Consider the following 20081-nt stretch of genomic DNA (forward strand, 5'->3'; position numbering starts at 1 on the left):
GCCTGCGAGTATGCCTGGACTCAGGATTGGGGCGGCGAGTGCTTCGGCACCACACCCATGGTCTGGTACAGCGTCACGAGCCGCAGCGACACATCGGCCGAGGCCGACGACCAGTCGCGCTCCGCGTCGTAGAGGCTGCGCTCGGCGTCGAGCACGTCGATCATCGACAGCAGGCCCTGCGCGTACTGCGTGCGGGCGATCGCCGCCGCCTTGCGCGCCGCATCGGCCGCGTGCCCGAGTTCGGTCTGGCGCAGCTGGCCCTGCGTGTAGAGCACGATCGCCGTCTGCGTTTCCTGCAGCGCGGTGCGCACCGACGATTCGTAGGCCAGATAAGCCTGTTCCTGGCGCGCGTCGGCGACGTCGATCGCGGCGCGGATGCGGCCGAAATCGAACAGCGGCGTCAGCAGGCCGGCGCTGATCGACCAGGTGTTGGTCGAGCTCTTGAAGATGTCGCTGGCGTCGGTCACGCCGATGCCGATCAGCGAGGACAGCGTGAGCTGCGGATAGCGCAGCGTGCGCGTCGCATCGAGCGTGGCGGCCGCCGCGACGAGCCGGCGTTCGGCCGCGCGCACGTCGGGACGCTGGCCGAGCACCTGCGTCGGCGTCATCAGCACAGACAGCGCATCGGTGGTCGGCAGGCTGTCGGACGAGACTTCGCGCGGCAGCAGGGCTTCGAGCGCTTCGGGCGTCGAGGCCGTGAGTCGCACCAGGCGATGGAACGCCGATTCGGCCTGCTCGTGCGCCTGCGGAACCGCGGCGCGGATGGTGGCGAGCAGCGAGTTGGCGCGCTCCACGTCGAGCCGCGAGCCCATGCCCTGGCCGAAGCGGGCCTGGGTAATGCGCGCGGTGCGCGCCTGCGCCTCGACGGTCTTCTCGGCCAGCGATTGCTGCACGCGATAGAGCCGGTACTCGAGATAGCTGCGCGCCACTTCGGCGAGCACGGTCAGACGCACCGCATCGCGATCGGCCTCGCTCGCGAGCAGGTTGGCCACTTCGGCGCGCTGCTGCGAACGCAGCCGGCCGAACAGGTCGAGCTCCCAGTTCACGGTCGGGCCGATGCTGGCCGATTCGCGCAAGCTGCCGCCGAGCTGCAGCGGACGGCCGCGCGTGAAATCGGCATCGAGATTGAGCTGCGGAAGCAGGGCGGAGCGCGCTCCGGCGCGCGAGGCGCGCGCCTCCTGCACGCTGGCCTCGGCGCTGCGCAGATCGAGGTTGCGCGCTTCGGCGCGCTTGATCAGCTCGTCGAGCACCGGATCGCCGAACAGCGTCCACCACGCGGCCGAGCCGTCGGCCGTGAGCTGGGTGACGTCGCCGGCCGGAGCCTCGCTCCAGCTCGCCTGCAGTTCCGCGCTCGGCAGCGTCCTGGGCGTGCTCGCGCAACCCGCGAGCAGTACTGCGGCTGCGGCGAGGCAAAGCAAGGCTGAGCGACGGAGTTTCATGTTCGATCGAGTTGAAGAGCGGCTGCCCCGGCCGCTTTGCAGGAGTCTTCCCCAGTCTCCTCTCCCACTTGTGGGCGAGGGTGGTCTGAAGGACAGGGAGAGGGGCTGCCGGAAAGGTGCGCTCCCTGTGCAGACGCCCCCTCTCTCCCCCGCTGCGCGGGGACTCTCTCCCGCAAGCGGGAGAGAGGAACGGCAAGGCAGGCGCGCCCGGCCGCTTTGCAGGAGCCTTGCCCAATCCCCTCTCCCACTTGTGGGCGAGGGTGGTCCGAAGGACAGGGAGAGGGGCTGCCAGAAAAGTGCGCTCCCTGTGCAGACGCCCCCTCTCTCCCCCGCTACGCGGGGACTCTCTGCCACAAGCGGGAGAGAGGAATGACAAAGCAGGCGCGCCCGGCCGCTTTGCAGGAGTCTTGCCCAATCCCCTCTCCCACTTGTGGGAGAGGGTGGTCCGAAGGACCGGGAGAGGGGCTGCCGGAAAAGTGCGCTCCCTGTGCAGATGCCCCCTCTCTCCTCCGCTGTGCGGGGATTCTCTGCCGCAAGCGGGAGAGAGGAACGGCAGGGCAGGCGCGGTTGCGCGTCGGCTCCGGACATCCCCGATCCACCGGCGCCCTGGAGGGCGAGAGGTACGACACCCGTAAGCTGATTGCGCACGGAGCTCATCGCACGGTCTCCGGCGTGGTGCTCGCGCCGACCATGCCGTCGGGCACCTCGCGATGGAACAGCCGATCGAGCGCCAGGTAGACGACCGGCGTCGTGAACAGTGTGAGCAGCTGGCTCAGCAGCAGGCCGCCGACGATCGCGAAACCGAGCGGCTGTCGCAGTTCCGAGCCCATGCCGAGGCTGAACATCAGCGGCACCGCGCCGAGCAGGGCGGCGAGCGTGGTCATCATGATCGGACGGAAGCGAACCAGGCAGGCCTTGTGCACGGCCTCGCGCGGCGACAGGCCCTCCTCACGCTGCGCATGCAGCGCGAAATCGACCATCAGGATGCCGTTCTTCTTGACGATGCCGATCAGCAGCACGATGCCGATCATCGCCATGATCGAGAAATCGAAGCCGAAGGCCGACAGCATCCAGATCGCGCCGATGCCGGCCGAGGGCAGCGTCGACAGGATCGTCAGCGGATGCACGAAGCTCTCGTAGAGCACGCCGAGGATGATGTAGACGGCGAGCAGCGCGGTGAGGATCAGCACGGGCTGGCTCGCGAGCGAATCCTGGAAGGCCTGCGCATTGCCGCGGAAGCTGCCGCTGTACTCGGTCGGCATGCCGATCTCGGCCTGCAGCGCCTGCACCATGTTGACGACATCGCCGAGCGCATAACCCGGCGCGAGGTTGAACGAAATGTTCGCCGACGGAAACAAGCCATCGTGCGCGATCGACAGCGGCCCTGCGGCGGTCGGCTGGACTCTCGCGAGCGCCGACAGCGGCACCATCTCGCCGGTCAGCGGCGAGCGCAGGCGGAAGTAGTCGAGGCTGTCGATGCGGCCGCGCAGCGCCGGATCGATTTCGAGGATGACCTTGTACTGGTTGGTTTCGGTCTGGTACTCGCTGATCTGGCGCTGGCCGAAGGCATCGTAGAGGGCCTGGTCGATGTCGGCGGTGGACAGGCCGAAGCGCGCGGCGGCGGCGCGATCGATGACGAGCTTGGTGACGGCGGCGCCGAGCTGCAGATCGCTCGAGACGTCGCGGACCATCGGCGAGGACTTCATGCGATCGACGAGCAGGTCGGCCCAGCGCGCGAGGCCGTCGCTGTCGGGGCCTTTGAGCGCGTAGAGGAATTGTGCGCGACCGCCGCGGCTGCCGACGTTGACCTCCTGGTTGGTGCGCAAAAACAGCTGGATGCCCGGAACCTGCGCGGCCTTCGGGCGAATGCGATCGATGAACTCCTCGGAGTTCACGTCGCGATCCTCGATGTCCTTGAGCGAAATCCAGAAGCGGCCGGTCGACACCGACGTGCTCGAAAAGCCCGCGCCGACCGCCTGGATCAGGCCATCGACGGCCGGATCGGCGAGCAGGATGTCTTCGAGCATCTTGTTCTTGACGAGCATGTCCTCGTACGAGACGTCTTCGGCCGCCTGCGAAGTGCCGAGCACGAAGCCGGTGTCCTGGATCGGGAAGAAGCCCTTCGGCACCATCACGTAGCTCGCCACCGCCATGGCGACGGTGATCGCGAACACGCCGAGCATGATGCGCTGGTGCTCGAGCGTCCACACCAATCCGCGATCGTAGAGCGCGATCAGGCGCTCGGAGAATCCGCCGGGTTTGTGTTCCGGAGCGGATTTCATGAAGCGCGAGGCGAGCATCGGCGCGAGCGTCAGCGAGGCGACCACCGAAATGAGGATCGCGGCCGTCAGCGTCAGCGAGAACTCGCGGAACAGCCGGCCGATGGTGCCGCCCATGAACAGCAGCGGGATGAAGGCTGCGATCAGCGAGAAGCTGATCGTGACGACCGTGAAGCCGATCTCGGAGACGCCCTTGAGCGCGGCCGTGCGCATCGGCTCGCCGGCTTCGAGATGACGGTGAATGTTTTCGACGACGACGATGGCGTCGTCGACGATGAAGCCGACGCCGACGATCAGCGCCACGAGCGTGAGGTTGTTGAGCGAGAAGCCCAGCGCGTACATCGCCGCGGCAGTCGCCACGAGCGCGACGCTGAGCACCGAGGCGACGATCGCGGTGGCCGACAGCTGGCGCAGGAACAGGCCCATGACCATGATCACGAGGCCGATCGTCACGCCGAGCGTGATCTCGACCTCGTGCAGCGAAGCGCGCGTGGTGCGCGTGCGGTCGGACAGCAGTTCGAGTTCGACGCCGGCCGGCAGCAGGCTGCGCAGGCGTGGCAGCTCGGCAATGATGCGATCGGCCACTTCGATCAGGTTCGCGCCGGGCTGGCGACGCACGATCACGCCGACGCCGCGTTCGCCGTTGATCCAGGCCGCGAGGTAATCGTCTTCCGAACCCGTGGTGACCTTCGCCACGTCGCCGAGAAACACCGGCACGCCGTTGCGATAGCTGACGACCAGGCCCTTGTAGTCGTCCGGATTGAAGATCTGATCGTTGGTCGCGATCGTCGAGATGCGCTGCGAGCCGTAGAGCGCGCCCTTGGCCTGGTTGACGCTCGCATTGCGGATCGCGGTCCGCACGTCGGCGAGCGTGAGGCCGAAGGCGGCGAGTTTCTCCGGAGCGGCCTGGATGCGCAGCGCCGGCTTGCGCAGGCCATTCAGGTCGACGACCGCGACACCTTCGATCTGCGAGATCTGGCGCGCGATCAGCGTCTCCGCGAGATCGGACAGTTCGATCGGCGTGAGCAGCTCGGACTGCATGCGCAGCAGCAGGATCGGGCCATCGTTCGGATTGACCTTCTTCCAGGTCGGCAGGCTCGGCAGGTCGGACGGCAGGCGCGCGGTGGCCGCGTTGATCGCGGCCTGCACTTCCTGCGCGGCGACGTCGATGCTTTTGCCGAGCGTGAACTGCAGCGTGATGCTGGTGCTGCCGAGCGAGCTGCTCGAGGTCATGTCGGTGATGCCCGGCACGCCGGACAACTCCACCTCGAGCGGCGTGGCGACCGACGAGGCCATCGTCTCGGGGCTCGCGCCGGGCAGCTTGGCGCTGATCTGGATCGTCGGCAGATCGATCTCGGGCACCGCGGCGACCGGCAGCTGCGGAAACGCGAGCACGCCGAGGAACAGGATGCCGAGCGTGAGCAGGACCGTCGCGATCGGGTGGTCGATGAACCAGCCCGACAGCCCGGGCCTGGAGAGTCCCAGCTGAGCCCGGCTCGGTTGCAGATGGGAATCGGACATCGTCAGTCAGCCGCCTTGTTCACGGCGGCCTCGACCTCGCGCACCTGCGAGCCGGCCTTGATGCGCGAATAGCCGTCGATGACGATGCGATCGCCAGCCGCGAGGCCTTCGGTGACGACGACGATGCTGTCGTCCTGGAACGAGGTCTTCACCGGAACCACCTCGGCCTTGCCGTCCTTCACGCGGAACACGTATGCGCCGTTGAGGCCGTGGCGCAGGCTGCGCACGGGCACCACGAGCGCCTTCGGGAACTGGCCCGTGAGCAACTGCACGGTGACGAACTGGCCCGGCCACAGCGAGCCGTCGGCGTTCGCGAAGTCGGCGCGCAGGCGCACCATGCCGGTGGTCGGGTCGACCTGGTTGTCGATCGTCGCGAGCTTGCCTTCGGCGAGCTGGGTGCCGGCTTCGCGCGTGTAGGCCTTGACCGGCGCGGCGGCGCCGTCGAGCAGCGGGCGCAGCGTCGGCAGCAGCTCCTGCGGCAGGCTGAAGATGACCGAGATCGGGGTGATCTGGGTCACCGTCACGAGGCCTTCGGCATCGTTGGCGCGAACCAGGTTGCCGGCGTCGACGCGGCGCAGGCCGACGCGGCCGTCGATCGGCGAGACGATGCGCGTGTACGAGAGCTGCACCCTGGCGGTGGCCACCGCGGCCTCGCTCGAGCGCACGGCGGCGCGCAGGCGCGCGACCGTGGCGGTCTGCTGCTCGACGATCTGCACCGAGACCGCTTCTTCCTTGAGCAGGTTGCCGTAGCGCACCTGATCGAGCTCGGCCGACTTGAGCTGGGCCTGGTTGCTCGCGAGTTCGGCCTCGGCCTGCATCAGCGCGGCGGCATATTCGCGATCGTCGATGCGGGCCAGCAGATCGCCGCGCTTGACCATCTGGCCTTCGCGGAACAGCACTTCGGCGAGCACGCCTTCGACCTGCGAGCGCAGCGTGACGGAGTGCAGCGACTGCACCGAGCCGATGCCGCTGGTCGACTGCGGAACGTCGCGCAGCTGCACGGTTTCGAGCCCGACCGGAATCACCGTCGGCTTGGCGGTGGGCTCGGTCTTCGCTGCGCCGAAGAACCACCAGGCAATAGCGGCCAGAGCGAGCAACACGCAGGCGAGCAACACGGAGCGCTTGCGCAGGGCGGCGGTCATCGATTCATCCTGAAGGAGGCGCCGCACGCTGCGGCGAGGCTAAAAGTAAAGCAATCCGATGGACTTCGGACTGACACAAAGCTTACGGCGTCGTCAGCAAGTTTTCGTGGGCGCACAAGCCCTTACGAAGCTTCTCCATGGACGCGCGGTCAGGCCACGTTGATCCAAGTCTGACTATGGGGGGCTGGCGCGGGGCCAGCAAATGAAATGCGGATGGGGGCGTATAACCGGGGGTTATTGCCGTCCATCGATGACCGCGCAGACGGAGCCGAGGGTGACTCGATGGAGGGTGCGCACTTTCCGGGCCGCCCCTCACCCGTCCTGACGACCTCACCACAAGACGACCTCACCACAAGACGAGCTCACCCAAGACGAGCTCACCCAAGACGACTTCATCGCGAGGTGACTTCACCTCAAGCGGGAGAGGGGACAAGCGAGCGGAATTGTGCTTTTCCTCTCTCCCGCTTGCGGGAGAGAGTCCCGCGTAGTGGGGAGAGAGGGTCCGCTTGAAAAGACGAGCGCTCTCTCAGGCCACCCGCAGCCGTGTCACATCTTCCAAGCCGAGCACGATCCGATCGATCTCCACACAATCGGTCTCGCGGCGCACTCGCGCAAACAGCTCGGCGGCCTCCGCGTAATTGCGCGCCAGCCAGTTGAGCCACTGCTTGATGCGCCCGGGCGCATACATCGCCGGCAGCTTTTGCCGCTGCCGGGTCCAGAAATACCGGACCAGCGGCAGCAGCTCGTCCCAGCCCATCGGCCTGTAGTCGCGGCCCTCGCGGTCGGCGCGAATCTGCAGGGCGAGGTCGGGGCAGGCGACGAGCCCGCGGCCAAGCATGAAATCCTGCATGCCGCTGACCTGCCGGCAGCGCCGCCAATCCTGCAGGTTCCAGATTTCGCCATTCGCGTAGACCGGCCGCGCGATCGCCTCGCTGATGCGCGCGATCCATTCCCAGTGCGCAGGCGGCTTGTAGCCATCGGCCTTGGTGCGTGCGTGTACGACGATCTGCGCGGCTCCGCCGTCGGCGAGCGCGTGCGCGCAGTCGAGCGCCAGGCTGGTGTCCTCATAGCCCAGGCGCATCTTGGCGGTAACGGGAATTTCGGCCGGAACGCTGCGCCGGACTTCACGCACGATCGCATTTAGCAGCTCGGGTTCCTTGAGCAGCACCGCGCCGCCGCGCGACTTGTTCACGGTCTTGGCCGGGCAACCGAAGTTCAGGTCGATCACGGGCGCCCCGAGCGTGCAGGCGAGCGCCGCGTTGTCACCGAGGCAGGTCGGATTGCTGCCGAGCAGCTGCACGCGCAGCGGCGTGCCGGCGCGCGTGCGCGAGCCGTGCTTGAGCTCGGGTCCGAAGCGATGAAACACCGCAGGCGGCAGCAGCTGCTCGTTCACGCGCACGAACTCGGTCACGCACCAGTCGATGCCGCCGACCCGCGTGAGCACGTCGCGCAGGATGTCGTCGACAAGGCCTTCCATCGGCGCGAGAGCGAGTTGCATGGGAGCTGCGTGAAAAACGGGCGCGCATCGTAGCTTGGGAGCAACCGGGCTGCACCCGCAGCTGCGCCCTAACCGCAGCGAAAGAGTCCTGAACCTGTTCCCATGCACCTCGAAGCTGCATGGCTTGAGTACACAAGCTGTACGGCAGAGCCCTTGGGCTCTGGCTATGCCCCATTGAGCTGCACGCTGGAAGCTTGAGAACTGTCGCGAAACAGGTTCCGGGCTCCAAGCGAGGAGGTCTGGACCTCCGCCGTACAGGTCCGGACCTGCCAGCGTGCAGTTATATGGTGCATCGATACAGTTCCCGAGCTTTACGGGAGCACCCGAGAAGTGCAGCGCTGAAGGTGGGGAGCTCTATGGAACAGTTTGCAGTTCTGGAGTGAATCGGGCAGCGGATATGACTGGATTGAGCAAGTCGCAGCGGACTCTTGTTTCAGGACTTTACCTTCGACAATGAATTGGGCATCTCCAATCAATGCGAAGGGGCCCGGAGAGCTAGGACGAAATCGCTGCGTGATTTCGACTGTTTCAGACATGCCCGGCGCCCATACCGAGACCACAATGACGTCTGACTTCGTCGACGAGCTGCGCCGGGCCGTGCTGACCTATGTCAGCCGCGCCGCAGAGCGCTTGCGCGAGCAGCAGCTGCTCGTCGGCGCACTGTATGTCTTCGTCGAAACCAATCCCTTCCGCGAGGATCGCTGCCAATACTCACGCGGCATTACGATTCAATTGCCGCACGCCACCGACGACACACTGATGCTCGCTGTGTATACGCGGGCCGCTATCGACAGGCTAACGCGCCGGCTTTCAGTACAAGAAGGCCGGCACCATGCTGACTGAACTGCGACCGCCGCGGGAACGCCAGCGCACCCCTGTTTGAAGACGAGGCGACGCGCGCCAAGTGCATCGCCTCACTGCCGCGCTCGACAGCGTCAACGCGAAGGCTGGCCCCGACAGCTTGGTCGTCGCTGGCGCCGGGACATCGAGCGGGAACGCCGCTGGAAGATGCAGCGACAGCGGCTCACGCCGCCCCACCACGAGCTGGGACGACTTGCTGGCGGCCAACGCTTCCGCGAGTTAACCCCGGCTTTTCTAATGCTCGTTGATAGTAGCCGCCAGCAGATGATCCAGCGTGCAGGGTAGATGGTGAAAGGCGCGTTGACGAAACCCCGCCGAGTCATGACTGCCTCCGGCATTATCCGGGCGGTTTACTGTCCGACTGCCCCGATCGGCGTACACGCCGATAGATCACGTAGAAGACAATGCCAATGACAGCACCTTCCAGCATCAACAGGGAACCTCCGATTCGACCGGAGCCACCGTGGGTCCCAGTACCTCCCCCCGCTGGAATCGGTTCGCCCGTGATCAGGAAGTATGTACCGTAAGTGATCAGCAGCACTGCGACGGGGGGTAGGAGCCACAACCTCCAACTCAACTTCGATTCACTTTTCATCGTTCTGCTCTCCTAATCCCTAACGATCAAAAGCAACCCTGCTCAGCCATAACCTGCTCATGCGTTTTGCCGGGATAGTAAAAGTATTGCCAACCCACCAGCGTGAAGTCGTACGAGCCGTAGTCAGTAGGGCAAGACACGGTTACCTGCCGCCACTCATACTCCACAGGCTGCGACTCCTTTTCGCCTCGTGCGACGGTGATTTCCATCGTGTCGCCTGGGCCGTGGCTATCAACTCCACCAATGACTGCCGTCAATCCTGGAAAAACCAATGAGATGCCGTCCGGATCGATATTGGTTGGTGACAGGAATTCTTCCTCGCCCGTGGAAATTTTGATATGGACCAATGGCGGCGACTCTACGTTGTTGGTGTCGACCACATACCAGAACCCAGTCCCGGTCATCCGCATCGGAAGTCCAAGCCCCACCCAGGCCCAGGAATTAGCATCGCCGTCCGGTTTGATGTCATGAATACGAAGGGGCCACTCAACTGCGAAGCGTACCTTCGCTGGTATCGTCGCAAGGTCGTACAGGGCCTTGGAGGTGTCCGAGGCGGTTGATCCGAGATCCAGCACGACCGATATGATGTTGAGATATGGAGTCAAGCGCTTCAAGGCCACCTTTCGCAGCAGTTCCGGGTCCGCTACGGCTCCAGCCAGTACTTGATAGATCGGCCCTCGCTGAGATACATCATCTACGATCTGGCTGAGGATCAAGCGGGCTGCGCCTGCGTAGTCGCCGTTGGCGATGTTCGAAGCCACTGCCATATGCAGCGATGGGTAGTAATAGAGACCTGCGCAAATGGCATCGAAAAAAACGTGACCAGGCAACCCGAGAACGGCGGACAGCCACGGGGTCATGATCTGCGAAAGGATCGTCCGCGTCGCTGCATGAATGGCGGGATCGGTGTCGATCGCGGCATTGAACGATGCCCCTCCAGACCCGCCAGCGATCGATTTGACCAGATCGATATCTACATCCCGGAATCGCGGCTGATGGAAGTCCTCCTTTTCTTTGGCGGCATACGATCCGTTCACGACGCTGATCAGCGGGTCTTGTGGCTGTACCAATCGGGGATCGAGCCAACTGGTCGCATGCCCCAGCACTTCGTCACCTGTCTCTCGGTTGAGCATTCGTACCGAGTAATAGAGAGAAGTATCGTTGCGCACGCCGACGTCACCGGTGGGTTTGTCGTCCTTTTCCAGTGCATAGACTTCTAGGTCGAATTGCGCCACAGGCGTGATCGTGGGTAACTCCTCAGTCGATGCCGCCTTTGCTCGAACTGCTTTGGGGGAAGCCAAGCCAAGACGGCTCTGGTTGGGCGTACCGATCTCCGCCGCCACTGCGGATACGGCATCGCTCAGAACGGCTTTTTGAGTCGGCGTATCAAAGTCAGGGAGCTTTGCGTCAGCAGCCAGCGCATTTTCAATTAGCGTTTTCAACGCCTGCACGGCGGCCAGCGCTGCAACCTGGGCCCTTAGCGTGCAAGCCTTCTCGAGATCGATCCCGCCGATCGCCATCAACGGCATAAGCGCCAAGGAAACCGCGGTCGTTTCCACATTGAGGACCGGCGCAGTGTCACCCATCGAAACCAAGCCGCTGAGTACCGTCTCTTCGTCGTCTATTGATGTGCTCGCTGTCGCATATAAACAGTCACCATTCGTCCGGAATGCCGCGCTGCCAGAGGAAGACGCCGGCGCAACATAGTCGCCGTCGGACAAGAGATGGAGATCCGTCACCGCCAAAGGGGCAGCGCTTGGGAGTGAAAGTACCAGCGTGCCATTTCGCGCAGTACTAAATGCTTGCAGGTTGCTGGCGGCGCCTTCACTGAGCACTTGAACAGTACCTTGCAGCGATGTCGCCGACAGTGCGGCGGTGATCGTCGTTGCATTCTGAACCACTGCACTGGGCACAACCTCGCCATCGACGAGCAAGCTTGCAGCGGTGCCGAAGTGATCACCCTTGACGGTCAGCGCAACATTTCCGGTGCCAAGTACAGACACTACTTGACCAATCAACGGCGCATCGTGCGCCAGTATCTTGAGCCCCAGTACATTGGACGACACCAAGCCATCCGTGACGAGCAGTCCCACGGTATCGTCCGCTGCCCAAGGTAGGGTGGGCATGAATGTACCGCTTGAAGTGCTCACCGCGATGTTGGCGATGCGTGAACGGCCGGCGGCGGTGAATCCCAGGTTCTCGGCGACGACGACAAACGTCGGCGTTCCCAGACTTGCAACGTTGTCAGCTCTTATCACGAGAGCATCACCCGCCCTTCCTACTCCTGCTACGAAATTTCCATTCGAGTCCAAGATGCCGGCTTTGATCAGATAGGGACTGTTTGCTGTCCCGGCGGCAAAGCCTGCCACTGGCAGCAAGCGATCCGGATCGTTGACGTCCAGCACAAGGTCGCCGTCATCGTCCAGATCGCGCCAATCAGGAATGCTGTCCTTATCGGTGTCGACGTAGTTTCCGGGTGACGATCCTCTTTCGACCGAGTCCAATATCAGGTTGCCATCAGAGTCTGTGTCGACATAGTTGGGCAAGTCGTCGCCATCCAGATCGTCCGTGCCCTCCACCGCATCCGGAATGCTGTCGTTGTCGGAATCCTTGTCGAGCCAGTCCGGGATTTGATCGCCATCTCGATCGAACAACGCTGGCGACGACGACATTGCAACGGTGAGTTCGGCCAAGTCGGAGATTCCATCCGCGTCTGCATCCAGCGCGTCGACCCGAAGACCAAGCGCCTTTTCGAGTTCGTCGGGAACAAGATCGCCTTCCGAATCGACAAAAATCTGGATCGAATACGACTGCGGATAAATCGCATCAGCTGATGGGCGGATAACGAGATAGTCGTCTGCCGATCCTCCATAGTCTGAAGCGTAGTAGATATTGCCCGGCAGAGCCGACGAATACGCGAGGGCTTCCGCTCCGTTCTTGGGCTTGTAGGTTCCGAGCAAGGACTGAATCGGACCGCCACTGGCATCAATCAGTGACATGTCGACGGCGGAACTGACAGTGGCGCGATAGGCGATGGTCCAAAATACGAATTGACCCGGAGGGATCGTGGGAAAAGGTGGGCGCTTGATAACGTCTACGTCCAGTGGCCCATCGAGCGTTCCTTGGATGGTGATTGGCCATGATTCGGGGACCACGTCAGCATCGATTACGGTGTCGTTGGGCTCGCTCTCGGTGAAGGTGACTTCCGCCCAGCGCGCCGGATCGAAGGGAAACGCATCGTTCTGGTCGAGAACGCTGTCGCCGTCTTCATCGGCATCGGCGAAATTGCCTATCCCATCGCCATCCGAATCGAGGAACTCCCCCGGATCATTCGGGAACGCATCACTAGCATCCGGCAGTCCGTCATCGTCGGCGTCACCTTCCGACTTCGCGGCCGTTCTCAATGCGCTGGCGAGGCCACCAGGAGGCCCTGGCATCGCAAATAGTCCCGCCTTCGGCCGCTCCAATGAAGAAACCCCGTCTGCGGATGTTGGGCCGGACGATGGCTCGCTGCAGGACTGAGTTAGACAGCCCAGCACCACTACAGCCACAAATTTCGCTATGTGAGACATACGATCCCCCTTCCCTGGATTGCGCCACACTACACTGCAACGTTCGCTTGATGGCCCTCTATTCGGCCGCAATGCAGCCAAGCGGGCGCACCGGCCAGACGAGTGGCCGTCAGCGCTAATATTTGGCTGCAGAACGCGACCGACGACACGCTGATGCTGGCCGTCTACGCGCGCGTGACCATCTAACGCCTGTACCGGCTGGTGACGTTCTTCTCTCGGCGCTCAAGCACGCCGATGCTCGCCTCGCGCGCCTCGGCGTGCTGCTTGTCGACGCTGTTGGAGATGGCCAGGGCCGAGAGTTCGCAGAAGTCCGACCAGACCTAGTGCGGACGATGCCGATGGGACTGCTCGCGGACGAGCTGGATGAGCTGCTTTAGATGAGGATATTGATGCTGGCGCACGGGGCGACTCCGATCGACGCAGGCGGATTGCCTGCGCGTGGGTTCGGCACGCCGCAGCCCAGCGGTGGAAGACTCACCGCCGGCGACTCGCTAAGGGGCCGCCAAGCTGCAAGGTCTTCGCCGCTGGGCCCGTTGTGATGAAGTACGAAGGACAGGCAATCCCCATTAATGGATGCGTAAGCTTCCTCGTCAAACAGACCATTCAGAAGTAGAAATTCTGGCGAGTTGTTTGACGGTATTCGACGGTGTTTTGTCGTCGAGTGGCACATGGCTGACCTTCAGATACAAGCCAGAATAACATCGAAACCAAAGCCCGGGTCGTCGTACTCCGGGCTACAGCCGATACCGCAACCCCAACGCGAAAGTCCGGCTGTAGAGCTGCGAGTCCTGGTTGAACAGCCGGCTGTCGCCGTAGTACGTGCTATAGATTTCGTTGGTCAGGTTGGTCGCGTCGAAGGTGACTGTGAAGTTTGGGTTGATGTCGTAGGCCAGCTGCAGGTCCATCGAGGCTTCGCCCGACGAATAGGTTTCGCTTGGCATCGAGCAGCAGTAGTTGTAGCCGGTCAGGAACTTGCCGCGATCGACCCACGAAAGACGCGAGCTCACGCCGTAGCGCTCGTAGGCGAGCGTGACGCTGTAGGCCCAGTCCGATACGCCGGCGACGCGGCTGTTGCGGGTGTCGGTGACTTCGGTGGCGTCGTCGGGATTGCCGTAGACCGGATCGCGCGATTCGCTGTCGATCCAGGTGTAGTTGGCCTGCACGCCGAAGCCCTTGAGCACATTCGGCAGACGATCCGGGAACCACTGGAAGCCGAGTTCGGCCCCGTTGAGCTTGCCCTTGCCGGCGTTCTCAGGCGTCGTCAGCACGTAGTTGCCGTTGAGTTCGGGTGTCCGATCGCTGACCTGGAGGCTGCGATTGACGTTGGTGATGAAGCCGTCCACGTCGCGCCAGAACAGCGTGCCGAAAATGCTCGAGCTCTTGCTGAAATACCACTCCAGGCTCAGGTCCAGCGTCTGCGCTTCGACCGGGTCGAGATCGGGATTGCCGCTCGCCGCATAACCGAAGGTCGCGCCCGTGGAAGTCGCCGGGTTGAGCACCATCGCCGGATTGAGCTGCGCGAAGCCCGGCCGGCCGATGGTCTTGCCATAGGCCAGTCGCGCGATCACGTCGGCCCGCGGCTTGTAGCGGATCACCGCGCTCGGCAGCGCATCGGTGCGGCTGGTCTTGAGTTCGCTCGGTTCCCAGTCCTGTTGCAGCGTGTTGTAGCCGAGATCGGATTCGGCGCGGATCACGCGCAGGCCGGCCTGGCCGTCGAAGCCGCCGATGCCGGTCTGCACGTCGAAGTCGGCCATCACGTAGCCCGCGTAGGTGTTCTCGCGAATGTCGAAGTAGTTCGCGGGATCGAAGGCCGGCGCGCCGTTGAAGCCATACATGGCGCGGCTCGCGGCGACGTTGGCGAGCAGGTAGCGGTAGTCGCCTGTGAGCCATTGCGAGGGGTAGTTCGCTTCGCCAGAGAAGAAATTGCCGGGCGTGGTCTCGTCGCGATCGGGATTCGATGCGAGCGAGGGATCGCAGCTCGCGACAGCCTCGCAATTGGCCTGCTGATTGCCGCTGCGCGATTTCGCATCATGCCGATCGTAGCGAACGCCGAAGCGAATCTTTTCGAGCACGCCGTAATCGACGCGCCAGTCGCCGTCGGCGGTCCAGGTCCAGGCGTCGCCTTTGTTTTTGGTGATGCTGTCGTAGTACCAGGTGTAGCGCCATTGGTTCGGATCGCTCAGGTCGGATTCGTCGATGCCGTCTGTCGCGGGATCGTCGAGGAACTCGAGTGATGGTGTGCCCTTGCCGTCTGCGTTGAAGGCCACGTCCGCTCGATAGCGTGTGCCGTCGAGATTCTGACCCTGCGACAGCTGCGTGTACTTCGTCGTCTGGTAGATGGCTTCTGATTTCAGCGTGAAGGCGTCGGCGAGCTGCCATTCGCCGCCGAGCGCGTACATGTAGTTGTCGGTCTTGGGCCGGGTCGCGTTGACGTTGGTGTAGAGGGCTGGCGCGTCGAGGTAGTTGCGGCTCACGACGTTGCTGCCGTCGTAGGTGTCGAAGTCCTGATACCGATCGCCATTGGTGAACGCGAACAGCTGCGAGTTCGCATCCTTGCCGCGCAGTCCGAAATAGAAGGCTCGAACAGATACTTCGACGTCTCGTTCGGCGCCCATTGCAACGCGATGTTGCCGGCCGGGCGTTCGCGCTCACCATATTTGTCGAAGCCGCCCATCGCGTCGCGCAGCAGCAGGTATTCGGTCGGCGTGCCGTCGACGTCGATCGTCGATCCCGGCGTGGTCGATAGCGCGGTGCCGCGATTTATGATGCGCGTACCGTCGGCGTTAAATTCCGGAATGCGATCGCCTGTCGCCGCATCGTAGGGATCGAGCGAACCGGCCCAGGTGGTCTGGTCCCGAAAGCGCAGGCGCTGATACGACACGTTGACCAGCGCGCCGATTTCGCCGATGCCGGTGTTCCAGCGATTGCTCAGCAGTGCGCTGACGGTCGGATCGGTGGTGTCGCCTTCCTCGCTGTGGATGCCGCGCGCCGACAGCACGAGCTTGCTGCCATCGAAGTCGAACGGTCGCTGCGTGCGCACGTCGATCTGGCCGGCGACGCCACCTTCGATCATGTCGGGCGAGCGCGTCTTGTAGACATTCACGCCGCCGAGCAGGCTCGCCGGAATGTCGGCGAGCGCGATCGAGCGATCGGTGGCCGTGAACACCTGGCGTCCGTTGAGCGTGGTGCTGATGTCGTTGAGCCCGCGGATGGTGACGTTGTTGGCTTCGCCGCTGTCGCGACCGCCGACCTGGATGCCGGTCACGCGCTGCAAGGCTTCGACCGTGTTGTTGTCCGGAAACTTGCCGATATCGACCGCGACGATCGCATCGACGAGCTGCTTGTTCTCGCGCTTGATGTCCATCGCGCGGCCGAGGCTTCCGCGAATGCCGGTGACGACCACTTCGGCGACGCCGTGGTCGCCCGCGGGTAGGATCTGCTGCGCGGCTTCGACAGGCGCTTCGGTTGCCGATTCGTCGGAAGGCTGCGCTTGTGAATCCGCCTCCAAGCTCGGCTCGGCAGCCGGCGTTGCAGCGGGCGCTGGCTGCGCTTGCGGAGTCGGGGCTTCGAGCTGCGCGAGCGCATGACGCGGCAGCAGTGAGAGCAGTAGAGCGGCAGCCGAAGCGGTGGCGACGGATTTGACCTGTGCGCTGCTGGCACCTGGGCGGCCGTGATGGCCTGGGCATGACATATCCGGATCTCCTTTCCCGGTAGATGTTCCGTTGTGCGGGAGTCGGCCGTGGCCGATCGGTCGCCAGTTCCTGGCCTCCCGGCAGCGCGTGCGGATCGATCGGTAATCGAGTCGCTGGAGCATCCTTGCTCGCGCGTCGCTGCAGTGCTGCTACGCACTTTCGCCCGAGTATGGGTAGGCCGTCGCCATATGGGAAGTCATCGCAAGGCTGACAGGCCTGTAGTCCTCATCGGCGGCGTTCAGCTTGAGTCAGGGCAGCGGCAGTTGCGATCATGTGGCCATGCCTAGCCATCGCCAGCTGATCGCTGTTCTCCTGTTCGCGCTTTGCATGGGCGCCGTGCAAGCGCAGAGCCTGCAGTTCGACAGCACCGCCCAGCGCGCCAAGCCCTGCGAGGCCTGCCATGGGCCCGAGGGCAGGGCGACGCCGGATGGCTGGTATCCGCGCATCGCGGGCAAGCCGGCGGGTTATCTGTTCAACCAGCTCCTCAACTTTCGCGACGGTCGCCGGCACAACGCGGCGATGGCCTACATGGTCGATTTCCAGCGCGAAGAATTCCTGCGCGAACTCGCCGATCACTTCGCCGCGCAGGAACTGCCGTATCCGGCTCCCATGCATGTCGAGCGCGATGCGGCCGTGCTCGAACGCGGTCGCAAGCTCGTGCGCGAAGGCGACGCGTCACGCGACATCCCGTCCTGCCAGGCCTGCCATGGCGAGCGCCTGACCGGGCTCGCGCCCGATGTGCCCGGGCTCGTGGGCCTGCCTTACGACTATCTCGTCGCGCAGTTCGGTGCCTGGCAGACAGGCAGTCGCCGCACCGTCGCGCCCGATTGCATGAGCACGATCACGCATCGCCTCACGCCGGCCGATGTCGCGGCCGTTGCGGCGTTCCTGGCGACCACGCCGGTACCGGCCGACTCGCATCCGCAATTGCAGAGCCAGGCGCTGCCCGAGCGCTGCGGCAGCGTGGGCCTGCAATGAAGCGTTCGACGATCGCGGCGATCGCCGCCGCAGCAGCGCTGGTCTGCGTCGCGCTCGTGGTGCTCGCGTATCTCGGCTTGCGCCATGACGAGGTCCACGCCTCGCAAGCGACACGGGACGCGGTCGCGCAGATCGAACGCGGCCGCTACCTGGCCGTGCTCGGCGATTGCAAGGCCTGCCACACGCTGCGCGGCGGCCAGGCCTACGCGGGCGGGCGCGGAACGCCGACGCCGTTCGGCACTTTCTATTCGCCGAACCTGACGCCCGACGCCGAAACCGGGCTCGGCAACTGGACTGCGGACGATTTCTGGCTGGCCTTGCACGAAGGCCGATCGAAGAACGGCAAGCTGCTGTATCCGGTGTTTCCGTACACCAACTACACCAAGATCACGCGCGCCGATTCCGATGCCCTGTTCGCGTATCTGCGCTCGCTGCCCGCGGTGCGCGCGCCGGCTCGCGAACACGAACTGCGTTTTCCGTACCGGTATCGCGCGCTGCTGATCGCCTGGCGCGGATTGTTCTTCCGTCCGGGTGTCTACGAGCCCGACGATGCGCAGAGCGAGCTGTGGAATCGCGGCGCCTATCTCGTGCAGGGGCTTGGTCATTGCAGTGCCTGCCATGAGGCGCGCAACGCGCTCGGGGCCGTGCAGTCGTCGGACAATCCCTCGGGCGGACTCGTGCTGTCGTGGTATTCGCCGTCGCTGCACTCGGTCGAGGAGGCCAGTGTCGCGGACTGGAGCGAGGACGACGTGATCGCATTGCTCGGTGCCGGAAAATCGCGCGATGCGAGCGCATCGGGGCCGATGGCCGAAGTCGTCTTCGAGAGCCTGCAGCACACGAGCGAAGCCGATCTGCGGGCGATGGCGACGTACCTGCGCGCCTTGCCGAAACAGCCCGTGCCTCCACAGAAGGCTTATGTGCGCGTGCCGCAGCCGAGCGTCAAACCAATGATGGAGCGCGGCGCCGAGCTTTACCGCACGCATTGCGCCGATTGCCATGGCGATGCAGGTGAAGGCCAGTCGCCGGTCGCACCAGCCCTGGCCGGTAACCGCGCGCTGTCGATGAGCTCGGCGGTCAACAGCATTCGCATCATCCGCTTCGGTGGCTACGAGCCCGGCACCGAAGGCAATCCGCGTCCGTTCGGCATGCCGCCGTTCGGCACCCGGCTCAGCGACGAAGAGATCGCCGATCTGCTCACCTTCATTCGGGCGAGCTGGGGCAACCGCGGTCGGCCGGTGTCGGAAACCGAGGTGCGCGAGCATCGGAATCTGGACCGCCAATGAACGTGGAAAGCGTCTAACTATTTGATGTTCAATGGCGAATTTTTAGGGAGCATTCAGGCGGAAACGCGCAGCATCCGTTCCAGCAACACACAGAGTCGCATAGCGACAAGCCTCAACTCAGGAACGGAGACGCTCACCATGAATCGCAAGTTTCTTCTTGCTCCGCTGATCGCCGCTTCGATGGCGACGTTCAGCGCCCAGGCCGACAACGCGCTTGGCCTCCAGGGCCTCGGCTCGCGCAACGGCGACAGCAACAACTTCAGCGCGCTGCGCGCCAATCGAGCGAACGCCGTCAATGCATCGCGAGCCGATTCGCTGACGAGTGCGCGCGCCGATTTGCGCGAGCGCATCGCCGATCGCGCGGATGCACGGGCCGACGCGCGCGAAGACCGCATGGACAACAGCCGCGCGCGCGAGCTGCTCGATGGCGATCGGGTCGACAACCTGCGCGAGGCCGCACGCGACCGCCGCGAGAATGCGCAGGAGCGCCGCGAAGATCGTCGCGAGGACCGCCGTGCCGCGGGCCGCGATGTCGCGCGGCTGAATGCCGCCGATAATGGCGACAGCGCGCTGCGCGATCGAATCCAGGATCGCCGTGCGTCCTTGCCGGGACTCGAAGAGGCCGACGCGAGCGCGCTGCGCGACCGTCTGCCGCAGGTAACGACGGACAGCGATCGCGATGGCGACACGCGTACACGCACGCTCACCGTCGCCGGCCAGAATGGGGATTTCAAGATCACCAACGTCGTCGAAGCCAAGCGTCCCGATCCCTCGGATCGCAGCTCGGGCGAGCGTTCGCTCGATCGAACGCTCAACATCGAGAACACGCTCGAAGGCAGCCGCGAAACCAGCGGCGGTGCGCTCGCCCAGCGCGATTCGAGCTCGAGCTTCAAGCGCACGTCCTCGCTGAACTTCGATCGTAGCGGCGAGGTCAAGGCCCGCACGGACGATGCTCCGCGCAGTCGTTCGGTCGAGAATCGCCTGGCGATGCAGACCTCGGGCGAGAGCAGCCTCAGGATCAGCGGAAACGGCTCGGACGACGGCGATATCGAACGCTCCAACAACAACAGCCTCGGGTTCACGCGCACGAGCAGCAGCGAGCGCAGCGGCCTCGAACGTGCCGACCGTAGCAGCGATATCGACTACGACTTCGATCTCGGCAACCGCGGTTCATAACCCAGAGGAGGAAGCCCTTCGACTCCGGTACGCGGGGCCAGTCCC

12 protein-coding genes are annotated in these 20081 nt (G+C 64.1%); 5 read left to right on the forward strand and 7 right to left on the reverse strand.

Annotated elements, in window-relative coordinates; translation table 11 throughout:
- Positions 1-20 precede the first annotated feature (20 nt).
- The 4 genes from AC3WUM_RS14455 to AC3WUM_RS14470 form a co-directional block, all read right to left on the reverse strand.
- Positions 21-1439, reverse strand: coding sequence for an efflux transporter outer membrane subunit (locus tag AC3WUM_RS14455; protein WP_492411036.1), 1419 nt, complete (start codon positions 1437-1439; stop codon positions 21-23).
- Between the two features lie 653 nt (positions 1440-2092).
- Positions 2093-5239, reverse strand: coding sequence for an efflux RND transporter permease subunit (locus tag AC3WUM_RS14460; protein ID WP_492411037.1), 3147 nt, complete (start codon positions 5237-5239; stop codon positions 2093-2095).
- A gap of 2 nt (positions 5240-5241) precedes the next feature.
- Entirely contained in the window at positions 5242-6381 is a 1140-nt protein-coding gene (locus tag AC3WUM_RS14465; protein ID WP_492411038.1) for an efflux RND transporter periplasmic adaptor subunit, read from the reverse strand.
- A gap of 526 nt (positions 6382-6907) precedes the next feature.
- Entirely contained in the window at positions 6908-7879 is a 972-nt protein-coding gene (locus tag AC3WUM_RS14470; protein ID WP_492411039.1) for a tRNA dihydrouridine synthase, read from the reverse strand.
- 561 nt (positions 7880-8440) lie between these two features.
- Between AC3WUM_RS14470 and AC3WUM_RS14475 the strand changes: the two genes are divergently transcribed.
- A complete protein-coding gene (locus tag AC3WUM_RS14475) occupies positions 8441-8722 on the forward strand; it encodes a DinB/UmuC family translesion DNA polymerase (RefSeq protein ID WP_492411040.1) in 282 nt (93 codons plus the stop codon).
- Positions 8723-8783: 61 nt separating this feature from the next.
- Entirely contained in the window at positions 8784-8963 is a 180-nt protein-coding gene (locus AC3WUM_RS14480; RefSeq protein ID WP_492411041.1) for a DUF4113 domain-containing protein, read from the forward strand.
- Positions 8964-9361: 398 nt separating this feature from the next.
- Here AC3WUM_RS14480 and AC3WUM_RS14485 read toward each other — a convergent pair whose 3' ends face one another.
- From AC3WUM_RS14485 to AC3WUM_RS14495, 3 genes are all read right to left on the reverse strand, one after another.
- The gene (locus tag AC3WUM_RS14485; RefSeq protein ID WP_492411042.1) at positions 9362-12772 is read right to left on the reverse strand and encodes a thrombospondin type 3 repeat-containing protein; all 3411 of its coding nucleotides are present in this window, start codon (positions 12770-12772) and stop codon (positions 9362-9364) included.
- Between the two features lie 869 nt (positions 12773-13641).
- Complete coding sequence (locus AC3WUM_RS14490) at positions 13642-15471, reverse strand: TonB-dependent receptor (protein ID WP_492411096.1); 1830 nt, start codon at positions 15469-15471, stop codon at positions 13642-13644.
- Positions 15378-16598: a TonB-dependent receptor plug domain-containing protein gene (locus tag AC3WUM_RS14495; protein WP_492411043.1), complete on the reverse strand. Its 1221-nt coding sequence runs from the start codon at positions 16596-16598 to the stop codon at positions 15378-15380. Before AC3WUM_RS14495 ends, AC3WUM_RS14490 begins: the two co-directional genes overlap by 94 nt.
- Positions 16599-16926: 328 nt before the next feature.
- Here AC3WUM_RS14495 and AC3WUM_RS14500 point away from each other — a divergent pair, with 328 nt between their 5' ends.
- The 3 genes from AC3WUM_RS14500 (at position 16927) to AC3WUM_RS14510 (ending at position 20036) form a co-directional block, all read left to right on the forward strand.
- Positions 16927-17577 carry a c-type cytochrome gene (locus AC3WUM_RS14500; RefSeq protein ID WP_492411044.1) on the forward strand — a complete coding sequence of 217 codons (651 nt, stop codon included), beginning with the start codon at positions 16927-16929 and terminating at the stop codon, positions 17575-17577.
- Positions 17574-18860 carry a cytochrome c gene (locus tag AC3WUM_RS14505; RefSeq protein WP_492411045.1) on the forward strand — a complete coding sequence of 429 codons (1287 nt, stop codon included), beginning with the start codon at positions 17574-17576 and terminating at the stop codon, positions 18858-18860. The genes AC3WUM_RS14500 and AC3WUM_RS14505 overlap by 4 nt, the downstream gene beginning before the upstream one ends.
- A 138-nt stretch (positions 18861-18998) precedes the next feature.
- Entirely contained in the window at positions 18999-20036 is a 1038-nt protein-coding gene (locus tag AC3WUM_RS14510) for a hypothetical protein (RefSeq protein ID WP_492411046.1), read from the forward strand.
- Positions 20037-20081: the final 45 nt, after the last annotated feature.

The sequence above is a fragment of the Hydrocarboniphaga sp. FW305-C-57 genome, assembly GCF_058783045.1.